Here is a 15,563-nt window from a genome sequence, read left to right as displayed (position 1 = left end):
ACGACAGCCCACGCTCGGCTCCGGCGGTGTTGCTTGCCGCAGGCGAAGAACCCCGACGACGCATGCCACCGGCACGCGACACGATCAGGTGGCGAGACGTCGGTTTGCACGCGCAGTGAAGTAATGCACACGTCTTGTCACGTGGTGTGACGTGGACCTTCGGCGTTCAACGGAAAGGAACGAGCGCTCATGCGCGAGATCCTCGGAAGGCGACGCAGGCTCCGGTTCCGGCGCAAGAGGAAGCCTGCCCATCCGGACGCGGCGCTCCTGTGCGCCACCGAGTGGCACTGGCCCGTACTCCCCGGTGCGGGGCTCAAGGCGGCCGGGGGCCGCGGTGACCGGGAACGCGGCTGTGCCTGCCCCGACCCCGAGTGCGTCGTGCCCGGCGCGCACCCCTTCGACCCCGGGCTCCTGGCCGCCACCACCGACGCGCGCATGGTGCGCTGGTGGTGGTCCAACCGCCCGGACGCCCCGATCATGCTGGCCACCGGCGGCCGGGCCCCCTGCGCGGTGAGCCTGCCGGCGGTCGCGGGGGCGCGGGCCCTGGCGGCGCTGGACGCGATGGGCATGCGGCTCGGCCCCGTGGTGGCGACGCCGACACGGTGGTCGCTGCTGGTCGCCCCGTACACACTCGAACAGCTGGGCGAGCTGCTGTACGCCAAGGACCACGTGCCCAGCTCGCTGCGGTTCCACGGGGAGGGCGGTTATCTGGTGCTCCCGCCGTCGGACACCGGGATGGGGCAGGTGCGCTGGGAGCGCGCCCCGCTCGCGGGGTCGGCGTCGCCCTGGCTTCCCGGGGTGGAGGCGGTGGTGGACGCGCTGGTCGAGGCGAGTGTGAGCGCCCCCGGTGGCGGGGTGTCCCCGCCGGAGTCGGGGGACGGCAGCCGACTGCGGTACTGAGAGCGCCGGGACGGCCCCGGCGTCACTCGTACGGGTGCGAGGCGGCCGGACTTGTACGGGATTCGGGTGCGCGGTCCGCCGGGCGCCCGCTTCGCGCCGATATCGTCGGCGCACCGTCGAGAAGGGGCCGCCATGAATCTCCGTCTGTTCGGGATCGGGGCCGTAGCGGTTGTCGCCGCGCTGGTGCCGCTGGTGGCGACCGCGGGCCCGGCCGGGTCCCCGGACCCCGGCCCCGGCTCCGTAGCGGTGTCCGCGCCCGGTTCCACCTCCGGTTCCGCGCCGGGCGCCGTGCCCGACGCGGTGCCCGGCTCCGAGCCCCGCTCCGCGCCCGGCTCCGGGCGCGGACTTCTGGCCGGAATCGATGGGCCGGACGGCGGCCCGGCCCCGGGGAGCGCGCGCTGCGGACCGGAGCTGACCTCGCCCCACGGCATCGAGGCCCAGACGTGCGTCCTGACCGAGGGGCCCGACACCTGGGCCCGGACGTACTACCGCAACGCGACGGGCGCCGAGCTGCTCTCCGTACTGACCCTGATGGCGCCCGGCGGGCGCACCGTACAGACGCGTTGCACCGTGCCGGCGGACGATGAGCCGGGCGCGTGCGAGTCCCCGCGGGAGCCCACGCGTGGAAAGCCGGGCGAATACACGGCGGTGGCGGAGTTCGCGGAGAGCGGGAAAGCGGAGACCAACCCGCTGTTGCTGCGGTCGGGGAGCAACTCCCCGGAGTCCGCGGGCAGTTGAGGCGCGGCGGGGATGCACGAACGGAAGTCCGCATTCCGCGGAAAGTGAAGCGCCCGGTCGCTGGCGACGGGGGATGCACCAGCGACCGGGCTTCCAGCACCGTAACAAGAGATCGGCTGTTCGCAAATTCGATCTCGCTTATTCGGTCAGGTATTTACCTCTCGGTAGGTGGGTGTGTGGCGCACATCACCGACCGGTCGGAATGTGCGCCACCCCACCTTCCGTTCAGCTCAGCGTCACCTGGCGGTTGGTGAGCCCGGCGCGGGCCCGCCGCTCCTCGCCGGTCAGCGGCGCGTCGGTGGCGAGCGCCGGCGCGAGGCGCTCCGCGAACTCGGAGGCCGGCTGCTCGCACTCCTTGGCGCCCATCGCGCCGGGCAGGTCCCACACCGGCACCATCAGGCCGTGCGCGCGGAACGAGCCGACCAGCCGGGTGCCGTCGCCGAGCGACGACGCACCGGCGGCGTGCAGCCGGGCGAGCGCGTCGAGCAGCCGCTCCTCGGGGTGCGGCATGACCCAGCGCAGGTGGTTCTTCTCGGGGGTCTCGCACCAGTAGGCGGCGTCCACGCCCGACAGCCTCACGGTGGGGATGGCGGCGGCGTTCGCCCGCTCCAGGGACGCGGCGACCTCGGGCGTGGCGCTCTGCGCGGAGTCCGGCACCCAGAACTCGAAGCCCGAGTGGACGACCGGCTCGAAGGCGCCCTCGGGGTCGAGCAGATCCTGCAGGCGCGGGCCCTCGGCGGGCACCCTCTGGGCGGCGACGGGCGTGCCGGGCTCGGCGGCCAGCGCGCGCTGGAGCGTGTCCGCGAGGTCCCGGCTCAGGTCGCCGGACGAGGTGTCGTTCTGGAGCGCCAGCAGCACGGAACCGTCGTCGCGGCGCAGCGCGGGCCAGGCCATCGGCAGCACGGTCGCGAGCGTCACGGACGGCACGCCCTCGGGCAGGCCGCCCTTGAGGTGCAGCGCGGCCGTCGCGGCGGGGACCAGCTCACGCAGCGCGACCCAGTCGCACTCGCCGGGCAGTCCCTCGAAGGGCCGCTGGACCAGCTCGGTCACCGCGTGCGCGGCGGCGCGCCCGTGGCAGGCCTTGTAGCGGCGGCCGGAACCGCACGGGCAGGGCTCGCGGGCGCCGACGACCGGGATCTCTCCGTCCTTCAGCTGCGCCTGCGGCTTCCCGGCCTTGGACTGGGGTCGCTTCTTGCCCATGGTGTCGCTTCTCCCGTAACGGCGGTGCGGCGGTGCGGTACAGGCCGCGAGCCTAGCCGCACCGGGCTGCCGAACGGGCCACTCGACGCGGGTGGGTGGCGGTGGTTCCACGTCGGTTGGCCGCAGTGGTTCCCCGCCCCAGTCGTCGACGGGTCGACTCAGTCGCCGTCCCCGTAGACGTCGTACGCGTCGTACGTGTCCAGGAAGCCGAAGCCGCATCCTGTGGCGGGCCCGGTGACGCGCGTAGCGAAATCGTCGCGGCGATGCCCGTCCGTGAGGACCACCCAGACCGTGACCTCGCCGGCCGCACCGTCGCGCACGCCCCAGTCCTGGGCGAGCGCGCTGATGATGTTGAGCCCACGGCCGCCGCGCGCGGTCACCGAGGGCGTGGCCGGAACAGGGCGGGTGGGACCGCCCCCGTCCGTCACCTCGACCGTCAGCGCGCCCCGGGCGTCGACGCGCCACGCGGCGCGGATGTCGCCGTCACCGACCTCCGCCTGCCCCAGCGGTCTGCCGTGCCGGCAGGAATTGCTGAGCAGTTCGGAAAGGACGAGTACGGCGTCGTCGACGACCGATTCCGGCATCCCGCTGCGGCGGAGCTGCTCCCGCATACGGTTTCTCGCCTCACCCACGCCCGCAGGGCCATGGGGCACGGCCATGCTTGACGACGTGGGCACCTCCTGTGCCACCACCAACGCCACCCCCGAGACCTCCTTCGTCCCACGCCACGGTGTGAATGCCCCAATGGACTGGACCGGAAACCGGCCAATCCGGATACGGTGACGCACTCGGCACGAGCGAACACTCTTCGAACGCGCCAGCGCACTCCCCGTGACGGAAGTGGCGGACGTCACAGACGGCCGAGCTGGGACAGGACCTGCTTGGGGCGATTGGTGATGATCGCGTCCACGCCGAGGCCGGCGCACAGCTCCACGTCCTCGGGTGAGTTCACCGTCCATACGTGGACACGGTGGCCGGCGCGGTGCAACCGGTCGACGTACGCCGGGTTGTTGCGGACGATCCGTACGGACGGCCCGGCGATCCGCGAACCGGCCGGCAGTCGGCCGTCGCGCAGCCGGGGCGACAGGAACTGCATCAGGTACACGGTCGGGATGGCGGGCGCGGCGGCCGCGATCCGGTGCAGCGAGCGGCCGGAGAAGCTCATCACCCGCACCGCGGACGTGGTGCCCGGTGGCGGCTCCGTCAGCCCGAACCGCCCCAGCAGTTCGATCAGCCGCTCCTCGACCTGCCCGGCCCAGCGAGTGGGGTGCTTGGTCTCGATGGCGAGCTCGACGCGCCGGCCGGCGTCGGCGACGAGTTCCAGGAGCCGTTCCAGGGTGAGGACGGAGGTGTACTCGCGGTCGCGCCAGTCCGGACTCTCGTCCGGGTCCTTGCCGCCGCCGAAGTCGAGTGCGGCCAGATCGGCGAGTTCGAGGGCGGAGACGGCGCCGCGGCCGTTGGAGGTGCGGTTGACGCGGCGGTCGTGGACGCACACGAGATGGCCGTCGGCGGTGAGCCGTACATCGCATTCGAGGGCGTCCGCACCATCCTCGATCGCCTTCACGTACGCGGCGAGGGTGTGCTCCGGGGCGTCCTCGGATGCGCCTCGGTGTGCGACGACCTGGATCGTGTGCTGCTGCCGTGCGTGGGTCACCGCGTCATGGTGCCACCACCGGTGGGGGCCCTTCGGCCGACCGTCGATTCGCGTCCGATTCGCCGGAAATAAAGGAAGGGCGCACGATGCACAGCTGCGGCTTACAGTGGCCTGACGGCATGTGGGAAAAGCTGACAGCAACACTTGCCGAGAGATGACGTGGAAACCGAGGAGAACGAGCTGTGAGCACCGAGAACGAGGGCACTGCCTCCACACCTCCCGTGCCGCCCTCCGCGTCCACGCCTGCCACGCCTGCCCCGTCGGCACCGCAGGCACCGGCGCCGGTCGCGCAGCCCACTCCCGGGCAGCCCACTCCCGCCCCGGGGCAGCCCTCCCCGTCCCACGGCGGGGGCGCGCACACGGGTGGCGGCGCGTCCTGGCCCCCGCCGCCGCCGGCCCCGCCCGCCACCGCGGCGTGGGGTGCCCCGGTCCCGTCGGCCGGCCCGCCCTCGGGGCACCGCGCCGGGCGCCGCGGCGGCCTGGTCGCCGCCATGCTCGTGGCGGCGCTCGTCGCGGGCGGCGTCGGCGGCGGCATCGGCTACTGGGCGGCCGAGCGGAACGACAGCTCCGTGACCTCCACGACCGTCGCCGTCGGTGACACCCCCACCGACTTCAAGCGCGAGCCGGGCACGGTCGCGGCCGTCGCCAACAAGGCGCTGCCGAGCGTGGTCACCATCGAGGCGCAGTCCGGCGGCTCCGAGGGCGAGGGCGGCACGGGCACCGGCTTCGTGTACGACAAGGAAGGCCACATCCTCACCAACAACCACGTGGTGGCCTCGGCGGCCGAGGGCGGCGCCCTCTCCGCGACGTTCTCGAACGGCAAGAAGTACGACGCCGAGGTCGTCGGCCGCGCGCAGGGTTACGACGTGGCCGTCCTCAAGCTCAAGAACGCTCCCTCCGGACTGGCCCCGCTGCCGCTGGGCGACTCCGACCAGGTCGCCGTCGGCGACTCGACGATCGCGATCGGCGCGCCGTTCGGGCTGTCGAACACGGTCACCACGGGCATCATCAGCGCCAAGAACCGCCCGGTCGCCTCCGGGGACGGCTCGGGCAGCAAGAACTCGTACATGAGCGCCCTGCAGACCGACGCCTCGATCAACCCGGGCAACTCCGGCGGCCCCCTCCTCGACGCGCGGGGCGCCGTGATCGGCATCAACTCCGCCATCCAGTCACCGGGCGGCGGCGGCCTGGGCCAGTCGCAGGCGGGCTCCGTGGGCCTGGGCTTCGCGATCCCGGTCAACCAGGCGAAGAACGTCGCCGAACAGCTGATCAAGACGGGGCAGCCGGTCTACTCGGTGATCGGCGCGACGGTGAACATGACGGAGGAGGGCGAGGGCGCGACGATCGCCGAACAGGGCGCCGGCGGCACCCCCGCGGTCACCCCCAACGGCCCGGCGGCGAAGGCGGGCCTGAAGCCGGGCGACGTGATCGTCAAGTTCGGCGACCGCGCGATCGACAGCGGCCCGACCCTGATCAGCGAGATCTGGACCCACAAGCCGGGCGACACGGTTCCGCTCACGTACAAGCGCGACGGCAGGGAAACCACGGTCCGCGTCACCCTGGGCGAACGCAAGGGCGACAGCTGACCGGCTGGGCTGCCCCCCGCGCGGCCCCACAGCGGGCGGCGCGAGGTGGGTTGCCCGAGCGGCCCGGGGGACCGGCCGCGATCGGCTTCGCGGCCGGATGCAGGGCGAAGCCGGCGACTTCCCACACCTCGAAAGCCGGCTGTGAGAGGGGCTGCCGAGCAGGTCGGCAGCCCCTCCGCCCTGTGGTGCACCCGACCTCGGGACGTGCCGGGTGTACGGCCCGCCCCCCTCCGGTCGTCAAGACCTCTTGAGGAGTCGTATGCTGGCGCCGTCCCTCCACCGGAACGGGGAGCACCCCATGGCCAAGGCGTACGAGCGGATCGCCGATGAGCTGCGAGAGGCCATCCGCTCAGGTCGGCTGGGGCCGGGAGACCGGCTTCCCGCCGAGACGGACATGGCCGCGCGATACCGGCGCAGCGTGCCGACCGTGCGGGAAGCGCTCCGTCTACTCCAGGACGAAGGGCTGATCGAGAAGCAGCACGGCCGCGGCAACTTCGTCCGGAAGCCGCGGACTCGCGTGCTCCGCACGAATCTGCGCCACCAGTGGGAGAAGAACCGCGCGCGCGAGCCTGAACAGGAGCGCCTGCAGACGGGTGCCACGGAGCACGACACCGGGCTTCGGGTGAACGATCTCGTCTTCCATGCCTCTTACGGTGAGGCCAAGGCCGACAAGTCCCTGGCCGAGGCGTTCGGAGTCGCCGAAGGCACGGCTTTGGTCGAGCGGGTCTACCGGACGCGATACGCGGTGGAGACCGCCCCCTTCGCCCTGGTGAGTTCCTACCTGATCCGCGACATGGTCGCCGAGAACCCGGATCTCCTCGATGAGACCAAGGAGCCGTGGCCGGGGGGCACCCAGAACCAGCTCCTCACGCTCGGCATCGAGCTGGACCGCATCGAGGAACGCGTCACCGCCCGCCCACCCACCCCCGAAGAGGCCGAGGAGCTGGAGCTCCCGCCGGGGACGTCGGTCATCGTCCTCCGCAAGATCTCGTACGACACGGACGACCGCGCCGCGGAGATCTCCGACGTGACGCTGCCCGGCGACCGTACGGAGCTGCTCTTCACCACTCACCTGGAAAGGTGGTGAGTGCCGCCGTGAGCCGGCGCGTCATCATCGTCACCGCTGTCCACGCCCCGTCGGCCCCGTTTCTGCCGGACGCGTACCGGTCGATCTGTGAGCAGGAACTCCCCGACGGCTGGGAGTGGCACTGGGTGATCCAGGAGGACGGCCAGACCGACGAGGTCGCCCCTCACGTCCCCGACGACAAGCGGGTGACTTTCCATCAGGGGCGGCCGGGTGGTCCGGGTGTCGCGCGCATGATGGCGATGGCCCACGCGGACGGCGAGTACGTCAAGGTTCTGGATGCCGACGACCAGTTGTCCCCGGGGGTGCTTGCCCGCGACCTGGCCGCGCTCGAAACGGACGCGTCGATCGGCTGGGCGACCTCCCGCGTGCTCGACCTGTTGCCCGACGGCTCCACCGTCGGCTTCCCCGGCGACCCGGAGCCCGGACCGGTCGAGCGCGGCGCCGTCCTGGAGTACTGGAAGGCGAACGGTTTCCGCGCCCAGGTCCACCCCGCGACCCTCTTCATCCGCCGGGACCTGCTCCTCGCGGTGGGCGGCTGGATGGCCCTCCCGGCATCCGAGGACACCGGACTGCTGATGGCGTTGAACGCCACGAGCCGCGGCTGGTTCTCCTCGGAGGTGGGCCTGCTGTACCGCAAGTGGCCTGGCCAGGCCACGAGCCAGGCCTCCCACACCGACGCGGCCGAGCGCGACGCTCGTATGGCGATCGTGGAGGCGCGGGCACGGACTCTCGCGGACCTTCAGTGGCGCTACCCGGCTGAGCGCTGATCGCCGACCGGGCCCCGTACACGATCTCGCAGAGGGCGGCGGGCACGACGATGACCGTCGTCTCCACGGGCTGCCCCTGGTCGCTGTCACACGTCCGTCGGATGTGCGTGACCAGGGCGGCCTTCCGCATGCCGAGGAGTGATGATTTCTCGGCGCCGGCCGGCCGCGGCTCCGGCTGCTCGGCCGCGTGGCTGACTCGGGGAGGACATGGCCCGGCCCGGATGTCCGATGCGCGGGTATCCGGACCATGTGGCGTCAGGGCAAGGTGTCCGCGTCGACCCTGGAGAAGATCAGATCCGTCTCGCCCGTGAGGGGCCCGACAAGGCGCTCCGGCACGGACGAAGCCCCGTGCAGCGCCGTCACGTAGCTCTCCGGCGTGTAGTCGTTGACGAGACGGTATGGATGGAAGCCGTGGTCCCGCATGATCTCCAGAAGCTCGTCGGGGGAGTCACCGAGCAGCGCCATCCGCTCCGGGGTCACCTCCACCGTGATCTCCACGTCAGGACGGAGGAGCGGCAGCATCGGCACCATCCCCCGCACGACGCTCCCCTCCGCGCCTTCGACGTCGACCTTGATCACGCGTGCTTGGCTGATCTCCCGCGGGCTCAGGAGATCCGGCAGCGGGTGGGCCTCGATCTCGAAGGACGACTCGGCCGGCCCCTCGTAGGGGACGATGCTGTTCGCGCCCAGGTTGGAGGAGCTGGCCAGCACGAACGTCAGAGGCTTGTCGGTGTCCGACACGGCGCCGTTGATCGCACGGATGTTGCCGTACTCATTGAGCGCGATGTGCTGAAGGACTCGCCGGTGGAACACCGGGGACGCCTCGATGGCGATGACGTGGCCTTCGTCGCGGACGAGCCGCGCGGCGAGGAGGCTGTAGTAGCCGATGTTCGCACCGACGTCGACGAACGTGTCCCCGGGGCGCAACCGCCGCCGCAGCCAGCCCGTCATGTTCGGCTCCCAGACGCCGAACAGGTAGAGGTACCGCTGGATGAGGTCCCGGGTGTCAACGGCGACCCGCGCGCCGAACTCGGTACGGGTCACGCGCCGGCGGGGGTGCTCCCGCAGCCGGGGATTGAGGAACCGGCCGGCGAGCAGGGCCTTGCCGAGCGAGCCGGGAGCATCGCGGACGTACCCACGGCCGAGAGTGGTCAGGAGCTCTGACACTGGGGTGCTCATGCGCTCGCCTCTCCGCGGGGGTTCACCGAAACCGTAGCGCTCGGGAGCTCTCTCCTTGTCGGGAGCCCCGGCCAGCCACCACTGCCCTTACGAAGCAGATGCCGGTGGTTCGAAACCGTCCGCGCCCGTCGGTACGACGCCCCTCAGCTGAGCGGGCCGGGACCCTTCGCGGGCCGCTCCTTCTTGACGGGACGACCGCGTGTGCGTCGTCCGCTGTGCCGGCGCCCTCCGCGGGCCGACCGAAGCAGTCGTGGCCCATCGCCGTGATCGGCTGACATTGGCCGGTTGCGAACGGCATGCGATCGCACCCACGCCGGACAGCCCCCGTACCGAACCTACGCGCCCTCCGGATGCCGTGTCGTGCGGCACCGGTCCCTCCCCACGTGGGGACCGGTGCCGAACCACACGAGCGGCGTCGATCCGGGCCCGCCCCGGAGCGGATCGCGTAAGGGCCGGACCCGTGGTCTGTCTGGCCGACGCCCGTAGACGCGCTACTTCGTCGAGATCCTGCCAGCCGTGGCTTCCACCGAGGAGGCTCCGGCAGCGAACCCACGACTCAACCGCAGGTCAGCCATATAAGGTGAGTTTTCCGGTCCGGATGTCCAGGTGCGGGGGAAGTAAGGGGTGGAGGCCTTGAGTTCCGACTCAGGGGCACGCACAGCCTTCGCGGAACGTCTCGCGCTGCTGTACAAGGAGGCAGGCAACCCTCCCCTCAAGCGCGTGGCCGAGGCGGTCGTCCGGCTTCGGCGGGTGGACGAACGTGGCCGGCCGGTGCGGGTGTCCGCCCAGCGGATCAGCGACTGGCGACGGGCCAAGAACGTGCCTGCCCAGTTCGCCGCCCTCGCGGCAGTGCTGCAGATCCTGATTCCCGAGGCACGGCGCTCGCGGCCCGAGCCCGTATCCACGGGCCTGTACGACCTGGCCCAGTGGCAGCGCCTGTGGGAGCGCGCGGTTGCCGATCCCGTCGGCGACCGCGCCCCGACATCCGCGGAACAGGAGGAACGACCCCAGGTCGACGCCCCGACCGTCCCCGGCGGTGTGTGCCCGTACCGGGGGCTGGCTCCCTACCGGCAGCAAGACGCCCGGTGGTTCTTCGGCCGAGAGCGGAGCACGGACGCCCTCGTGGCTCAGCTCCGCGCAACGGAGAAGACGGGTGGCCTGGTCATGCTCGTGGGTGCCTCAGGAGCGGGAAAGTCCTCCTTGCTGAACGCGGGCTTGGTGCCCACCTTGCGGAACGACGCACTGGGCGACGAGAACGGCCGGGCGAGGGAGGTACTCCAGTTCGTGCCGGGAGGCGATCCCCTCGCGGAGCTGATCCACCGGATTCCTGAGCTGGCGCCCGTCGTCTCCGCGGCGGAGGAGCCCGGTACTCCGCGATTCGAGCACCTGGCGAGGGAGGCCTTCACCGCATGGGCGCACCGCCGGACGTCGTCCTCCGCCCGCCCCGTCGTCATCGTGGATCAGTTCGAGGAGGCGTTCACCCTCTGCTCCAGCGAGGCGAACAGGCGCACTTTCATCCAGTTCCTCCACGCTGCGTGCACTCCCGCCGACACGGGTGACCCAGCCCCCGTGCTCGTAGTCCTCGGCATACGCGCCGACTTCTACGAGCAATGCCTCGGATATCCCGAACTGGCCGACGCGCTGCAACACCGGCACATGGTGCTCGGGCCACTGACCACCACGGAGCTCCGCGAAGCGGTGACCGGCCCGGCCAAAGCCGTGGGTATGGAACTCGAGCCGGGGCTGGCGGAGCTCATCGTCCGGGAAGTGAGCGCTGACGGCCCCCGCGGAGGGCACGGCGCGGGGGCGCTGCCGCTCCTTTCCCACGCCCTGCTCGCCACCTGGCAGCGACGGAAGGCGGGGAAGCTGACGCTGGCCGGCTACCGCGCGGCGGGCGGAATCCAGGGAGCGGTGGCGGCAACCGCCGAGCGGGCCTGGTCGAGCCTCGACCCGGGAGCACGCACAGCCGCGAGACTGCTCCTCCTCAGGCTGGTCAGGCTGGGCGAAGACACCCAGGCCACCCGTCGGCGGGGCACGCGGCGCCAACTGGCGGAGGAGTCGAGGGACCCCGACAAGACGGAGGAATCACTCGAAGCACTGGTTCACGCCCGCTTGGTGACACTCGACGCCGAGACCGTGGAGATCACCCATGAAGCGCTGCTCCACGCCTGGCCGCGCCTGCGCGACTGGATCGACGAGGACAGGAACGGAAACCTGCTGCGCCAGCGACTGGAGGAGGACGGCAGGGCCTGGGAAGGCGCCAACCGCGACACGTCACTGCTCTACCGGGGTTCGCGTCTGGAGCAGGCCCACACCTGGGCCACATGTGCCGGTGACGCCAGTCTGACCCGGAGCGCGGTGGAATTCCTGGCTGCTTCGGTCAGGCTGCGCAGGCGCACGGTCTGGCTCAGCCGTGGTGCGGTGTCGGCTCTGGTCGTCCTGGTGGTGCTGGCCGTCGGTTCGGCGGTGGTCGCGTGGCAGCAGCGGGACGACGCCGTCTTCGCGCAGGTCGTCGCCGAAGCCGATCGCGTCCAGTACACGGACCCGTCGTTGTCCGCACAACTCGACCTGGTGGCCCGCCGCTTGCGGCCGGACGACGAAGGTACGAGCAATCGATTGATCTCGATTGTGAACTCGCCGCTGGCCACGCCGCTTCTTGGCCACACCGGCGCTGTCTACCTCACCTCGTTCAGCCCGAACGGGCGGGTCTTGGCCACCGCCAGCTACGACCGGACCGTTCGCCTATGGGACGTGACAGATCCGTCCCGCCCGGAACCACTGGGCAAGCCCCTCGCCGGCCACACGAGTTGGGTGAGCAGCGCGGTATTCAGCCCGGACGGCCGCACCCTTGCCAGCGCTTCGGACGACGGCACGGTCAGGCTGTGGGACGTGCGGGATCCCAGCCACCCGCAGCCGCTCGGCGCGCCCTTGACCGGCCACGACGGCACGATCTATCTGCTCGCTTTCAGCCCGGACGGGCACACTCTGGCCTCCGCCGGTGAAGATCGCACCGTTCGGCTGTGGGACGTGGACGACCCGCGCCGTCCCAAGGCGCTCGGCGCCTTGACCGGCCACACCGACGCCGTGCGCTCCGTGGCGTTCAGCCCCGACGGACGGACGCTGGCAGCCGGTGGTGACGATGACACGATCAGGCTGTGGGACATGGCCGATCCGCATCGCCCGACGCCGATCGACACGGTGCTGACCGGCCACGCGGGCACGGTGCACTCCGTGGCCTTCAGCCCCGATGGCCGCACGCTCGCCAGCGGAAGCGGGGACGACACCATCCGGCTCTGGAACGTGGCCGATCCATCTCACGCGGTACCGCTCGGCGCGCCGCTCACCGGCCACACCGGTCGCATATGGTCCGTGGCCTTCAGCCCCGATGGAACCATGCTCGCCGCCGGCAGCGCCGACAGCACGGCAAGCCTCTGGAACGTCAGCGATCCGGCCTACCCGTCGCAGGTCGGCGAGCCACTCGCGGGGAGCAGCGGCGAGATGTACGCCTTGGGCTTCAGCCCCGATGGCCGAACCCTCGCCACCGGGAACGGCGACAACAAGGTCCGCCTGTGGTCGATACCGACATCGGACATGATCGGCCGAATCGGAGCGTTCCGCCCGGACGGGCGGGTGCTCGCCACAGCTGCGCGCGACGGACGGGTTCGGCTGTGGAACGTGGAGACCCCCAAGCGGCCCGTGCCGCTGGGCAAACCGTTCATGCCCGGGAAGGGTGACGTGCGTTCGCTGGCGGTCTCCCCCGACGGGCACACACTCGCGGTGTTGACGGGAAGCCGCGCAGTGCAGCTGTGGAATGTCACCGAGCCGACTCGGCCTGTCCCCCATGGGCCGCCCGTCTCGCTGCGAACACGGTTCGCCGGGCCGGGCGCGCTGGCGTTCAGCCAGGATGGCCGCATGCTGGCAACCGCCCATGACGACCGCACCATACAGTTGTGGAACGTCAGCGATCCATCCCACCTGCTTCCGCTTGGCGCTCCGCTCATCGGCCACAAGGGGTACGTCAACGCCCTCGTGTTCAGCCCGGACAGCCGCACTCTCGCCAGCGGCAGCGCGGACGACACCGTCCGGCTCTGGAACGTGGCCGACCCCCGTCACGCCGCCCAACTCGGCGCGCCGCTCACGGGACACCTCGGTCCCATCAACGCGCTCGCCTTCAGTCCGGACGGCCGGACATTGGCCAGCGGCAGCGACGACAACACGGTCCGACTCTGGAACGTCACCGATTCCCGCGAGGCGACCCGGTTGGGCTCTCCCCTCACCGGCCACACCGAAGCGGTCGTGTCGCTGACGTTCAGCCCGGACGGCAGCACTCTGGCGAGCGGTGGCAACGACAACACGGTCCGGCTCTGGGACGTCACCGTCCCGTCCGAGGCCGCTCCGATCGGTCAATCGATGAGCCCCAACGCCAAGACAGGCAATTTCTTGTCGTTCAGCCCGAAAAACCACATGCTCGGAGTGTCGAGCGGGACCGATACCGTCCGGCTGTGGAATCTGGACGTCGACGAGGCCATTCGTCGCATTTGCTCGACCACGCGGGGTGTTCTGACGCCGGAAAAATGGCGCGAGTATCTGCCCCGTCTGTCGTACGAGCCTCCGTGCGATCAGTAACAGGGCCTCTGCTCAGCCGACGTCATGTCCCCGGTCGCCGGGCGGGGTGGCTCCGGTCAGCTCTGCAGTGCCCTCGGTTCCGCGTTTTATCCCTGCGGGCCGAGCGCGTGATCCTGATCACAGGACGTTGTGGCTGAGCAATCGGCTCCCGCCGCACAAGCAGCCTTGTTAGTCTTGGCCGCAGCCCGATCGCTGGTGCATCCCCCGTCGCCAGCGGTCGGGCGTTTCCATTTCCTGACGCCCCGAAACTCCGTCCCATTCTTGTGGATCACGTGCTCATGGGGGATGCGGCGGTCTCCGCGTGCGGGAGTCGGGCGGAAACAGGGGCTGGCACAGCGGTCACGGCGTCACAGGGCCCCGACTGGGTGAACGAGGCGCTGTGGCTGTGGCGCCTCCCATGTTTCAGTCCATGCCCCGGTCCGCGGGCGTGGAAGGCGCCTCTCGCTCCTGAGATCCTTTGGACATCAAGATGACTTCGTGTCCGGGGGACGCATGGGGAGCACCGAGCAATGGGTCACGATCGCCGCGGTGTTGCTGGGCGCGCTCACCACGCACCTGACGACGTACGCGATGGAGCGGCAGCGCAAGAAGCACGAGTTGGTGACCCGCTGGGACGGCAAGAAGCTCGAAGCGTATGAGGGTTATGTCGACAGTGTCCGTGCCTGCATCTTCCTGGCCGTCCACCTCTACGAGTGCCGGGAAGGTCTGCGCGAGCGGGACAGGACCGATCAGGAGATGCTCGCGGAGATGTCGGAGGCCGGCCGGCTTCGTGGCCGGGCCTTCGAGCGGATCATGCTCCTCGCCGGCGACGATGTGGTGGAGGCGGCTCACGAGCTGAACGCAGTGGCTCTCCAGGTCGACTGGCAGGCCACCGGCAAGGTCGACGGCACCCTGGAGGACTGGCGCGAGCGGAACCGCGCGGCCTTCCGGGCGATCAACAACTTCCATGAGGAGGCGCGCGTCGACCTCGGGGTCGACGGCAGGCTCTCCGGGGAGAAGCATCCCGAGCGGGACCTTCTGCTGCCCGCCGCGCGCCGCGAGGACGACCGCACGGCCACGTGACCCGACCCCGTGGGGTCGGGAGAGGGACTCGCCCACGGCACCCGGATGCGAGGCCGTGGTCGCAGGCCTCGACCCGCTCCGGCGGCCAGTGCGGTGGTCGGCGGCCATCGTGTGGCCGGCCCTCCACCTCCGAAGCGCCCAGCCGGTAGGCTGTAGCCCGCCCCGCAGCAGGTGAAGCGGGGCAGAGGTGGGTTGCCCGAGCGGCCTAAGGGAACGGTCTTGAAAACCGTCGTGGCGCGAGTCACCGTGGGTTCAAATCCCACACCCACCGCGCATGTCGAAGCCCCCTGACCAGGTAAACCGGTCAGGGGGCTTCGTGCTGTGAGCTGCCCGTGGCTGCCCGTCGTTCCCCGGTGCTTACCGCACGATCGGGCACGGGAAGGGCACGGCGCCTTCTATCCGTGGCTCTACTGGGATCAGTCCCTGAAGGGCATACAGGTCGCGCCGTGGCCCGGCGCGTCGGGCAGTCTGTGAACCTGCCCGGTAAAGCACGACGTCGGGGCCATGATCTTCGAGGCTCGCCCCATGGTGGCTGCCTAAAGACGTGGAGCGGACCGGCCCCAGCCACCGCGGGCTACCGGTCTTGCATCTGGCGTGCTCGCCCAACCGCGCGGCCGGCGGCGAGCCGGGGACCGCGCGCGGCGAGCGGAGCGAGCCGCCTTGATGAGGTGGAGAAATCTGTAACGCGTCCCCGCTGGCCCTCGACTACGCCATGGTGAGTGCGTCGGCGATGGCGTGCATGTCGTCCGTGATGGCGTCGGCTT

At 70.9% G+C, this 15,563-nt stretch carries 11 protein-coding genes, 1 tRNA gene and 1 pseudogene; 8 read left to right on the top strand and 5 right to left on the bottom strand.

What is annotated here, in order from left to right:
* Window positions 1-189: 189 nt before the first annotated feature.
* Entirely contained in the window at window positions 190-900 is a 711-nt protein-coding gene (locus ABZZ38_RS14345) for a bifunctional DNA primase/polymerase (RefSeq protein ID WP_356739280.1), read from the top strand.
* Between the two features lie 132 nt (window positions 901-1,032).
* The gene (locus ABZZ38_RS14340) at window positions 1,033-1,638 is read left to right on the top strand and encodes a hypothetical protein (RefSeq protein ID WP_356739278.1); all 606 of its coding nucleotides are present in this window, start codon (window positions 1,033-1,035) and stop codon (window positions 1,636-1,638) included.
* 225 nt (window positions 1,639-1,863) lie between these two features.
* Here the strand turns inward: ABZZ38_RS14340 and ABZZ38_RS14335 are convergent, their stop codons facing one another.
* The 3 genes from ABZZ38_RS14335 to ABZZ38_RS14325 all read right to left on the bottom strand — a co-directional run bounded on the left by ABZZ38_RS14335 (window position 1,864) and on the right by ABZZ38_RS14325 (window position 4,492).
* Window positions 1,864-2,838: a DUF5926 family protein gene (locus tag ABZZ38_RS14335; RefSeq protein WP_356739276.1), complete on the bottom strand. Its 975-nt coding sequence runs from the start codon at window positions 2,836-2,838 to the stop codon at window positions 1,864-1,866.
* Between the two features lie 158 nt (window positions 2,839-2,996).
* Window positions 2,997-3,626 (bottom strand): ATP-binding protein, encoded by a 630-nt coding sequence (locus ABZZ38_RS14330; RefSeq protein ID WP_356739274.1) that lies wholly within the window; start codon window positions 3,624-3,626, stop codon window positions 2,997-2,999.
* A 62-nt stretch (window positions 3,627-3,688) separates the two neighbouring features.
* Entirely contained in the window at window positions 3,689-4,492 is an 804-nt protein-coding gene (locus tag ABZZ38_RS14325) for a glycerophosphodiester phosphodiesterase family protein (RefSeq protein ID WP_356739272.1), read from the bottom strand.
* 182 nt (window positions 4,493-4,674) lie between these two features.
* Here ABZZ38_RS14325 and ABZZ38_RS14320 point away from each other — a divergent pair, with 182 nt between their 5' ends.
* The 3 genes from ABZZ38_RS14320 to ABZZ38_RS14310 all read left to right on the top strand — a co-directional run bounded on the left by ABZZ38_RS14320 (window position 4,675) and on the right by ABZZ38_RS14310 (window position 7,932).
* Window positions 4,675-6,078 (top strand): trypsin-like peptidase domain-containing protein, encoded by a 1,404-nt coding sequence (locus tag ABZZ38_RS14320; RefSeq protein WP_356739270.1) that lies wholly within the window; start codon window positions 4,675-4,677, stop codon window positions 6,076-6,078.
* Between the two features lie 298 nt (window positions 6,079-6,376).
* The gene (locus ABZZ38_RS14315; protein WP_356739423.1) at window positions 6,377-7,165 is read left to right on the top strand and encodes a GntR family transcriptional regulator; all 789 of its coding nucleotides are present in this window, start codon (window positions 6,377-6,379) and stop codon (window positions 7,163-7,165) included.
* 8 nt (window positions 7,166-7,173) lie between these two features.
* Window positions 7,174-7,932 (top strand): glycosyltransferase family 2 protein, encoded by a 759-nt coding sequence (locus tag ABZZ38_RS14310; RefSeq protein ID WP_356739268.1) that lies wholly within the window; start codon window positions 7,174-7,176, stop codon window positions 7,930-7,932.
* A 16-nt stretch (window positions 7,933-7,948) separates the two neighbouring features.
* Here the strand turns inward: ABZZ38_RS14310 and ABZZ38_RS14305 are convergent.
* Window positions 7,949-8,128: pseudogene (locus ABZZ38_RS14305) on the bottom strand (GntR family transcriptional regulator); the annotation flags it as partial.
* 59 nt (window positions 8,129-8,187) lie between these two features.
* Window positions 8,188-9,111, bottom strand: coding sequence for an FkbM family methyltransferase (locus ABZZ38_RS14300; RefSeq protein ID WP_356739266.1), 924 nt, complete (start codon window positions 9,109-9,111; stop codon window positions 8,188-8,190).
* Between the two features lie 624 nt (window positions 9,112-9,735).
* Between ABZZ38_RS14300 and ABZZ38_RS14295 the strand changes: the two genes are divergently transcribed.
* The 3 genes from ABZZ38_RS14295 (at window position 9,736) to ABZZ38_RS14285 (ending at window position 15,070) form a co-directional block, all read left to right on the top strand.
* A complete protein-coding gene (locus tag ABZZ38_RS14295; protein WP_356739263.1) occupies window positions 9,736-13,737 on the top strand; it encodes a hypothetical protein in 4,002 nt (1,333 codons plus the stop codon).
* 492 nt (window positions 13,738-14,229) lie between these two features.
* Window positions 14,230-14,799, top strand: coding sequence for a hypothetical protein (locus ABZZ38_RS14290; protein WP_356739421.1), 570 nt, complete (start codon window positions 14,230-14,232; stop codon window positions 14,797-14,799).
* Between the two features lie 186 nt (window positions 14,800-14,985).
* Window positions 14,986-15,070: transfer RNA gene (locus tag ABZZ38_RS14285), tRNA-Ser, on the top strand.
* Window positions 15,071-15,563: the final 493 nt, after the last annotated feature.

This window comes from Streptomyces sp. NPDC006368 (assembly GCF_040612535.1).
GTDB lineage: Bacteria > Actinomycetota > Actinomycetes > Streptomycetales > Streptomycetaceae > Streptomyces.
This window is presented reverse-complemented; position numbering and strand designations above follow the sequence as displayed.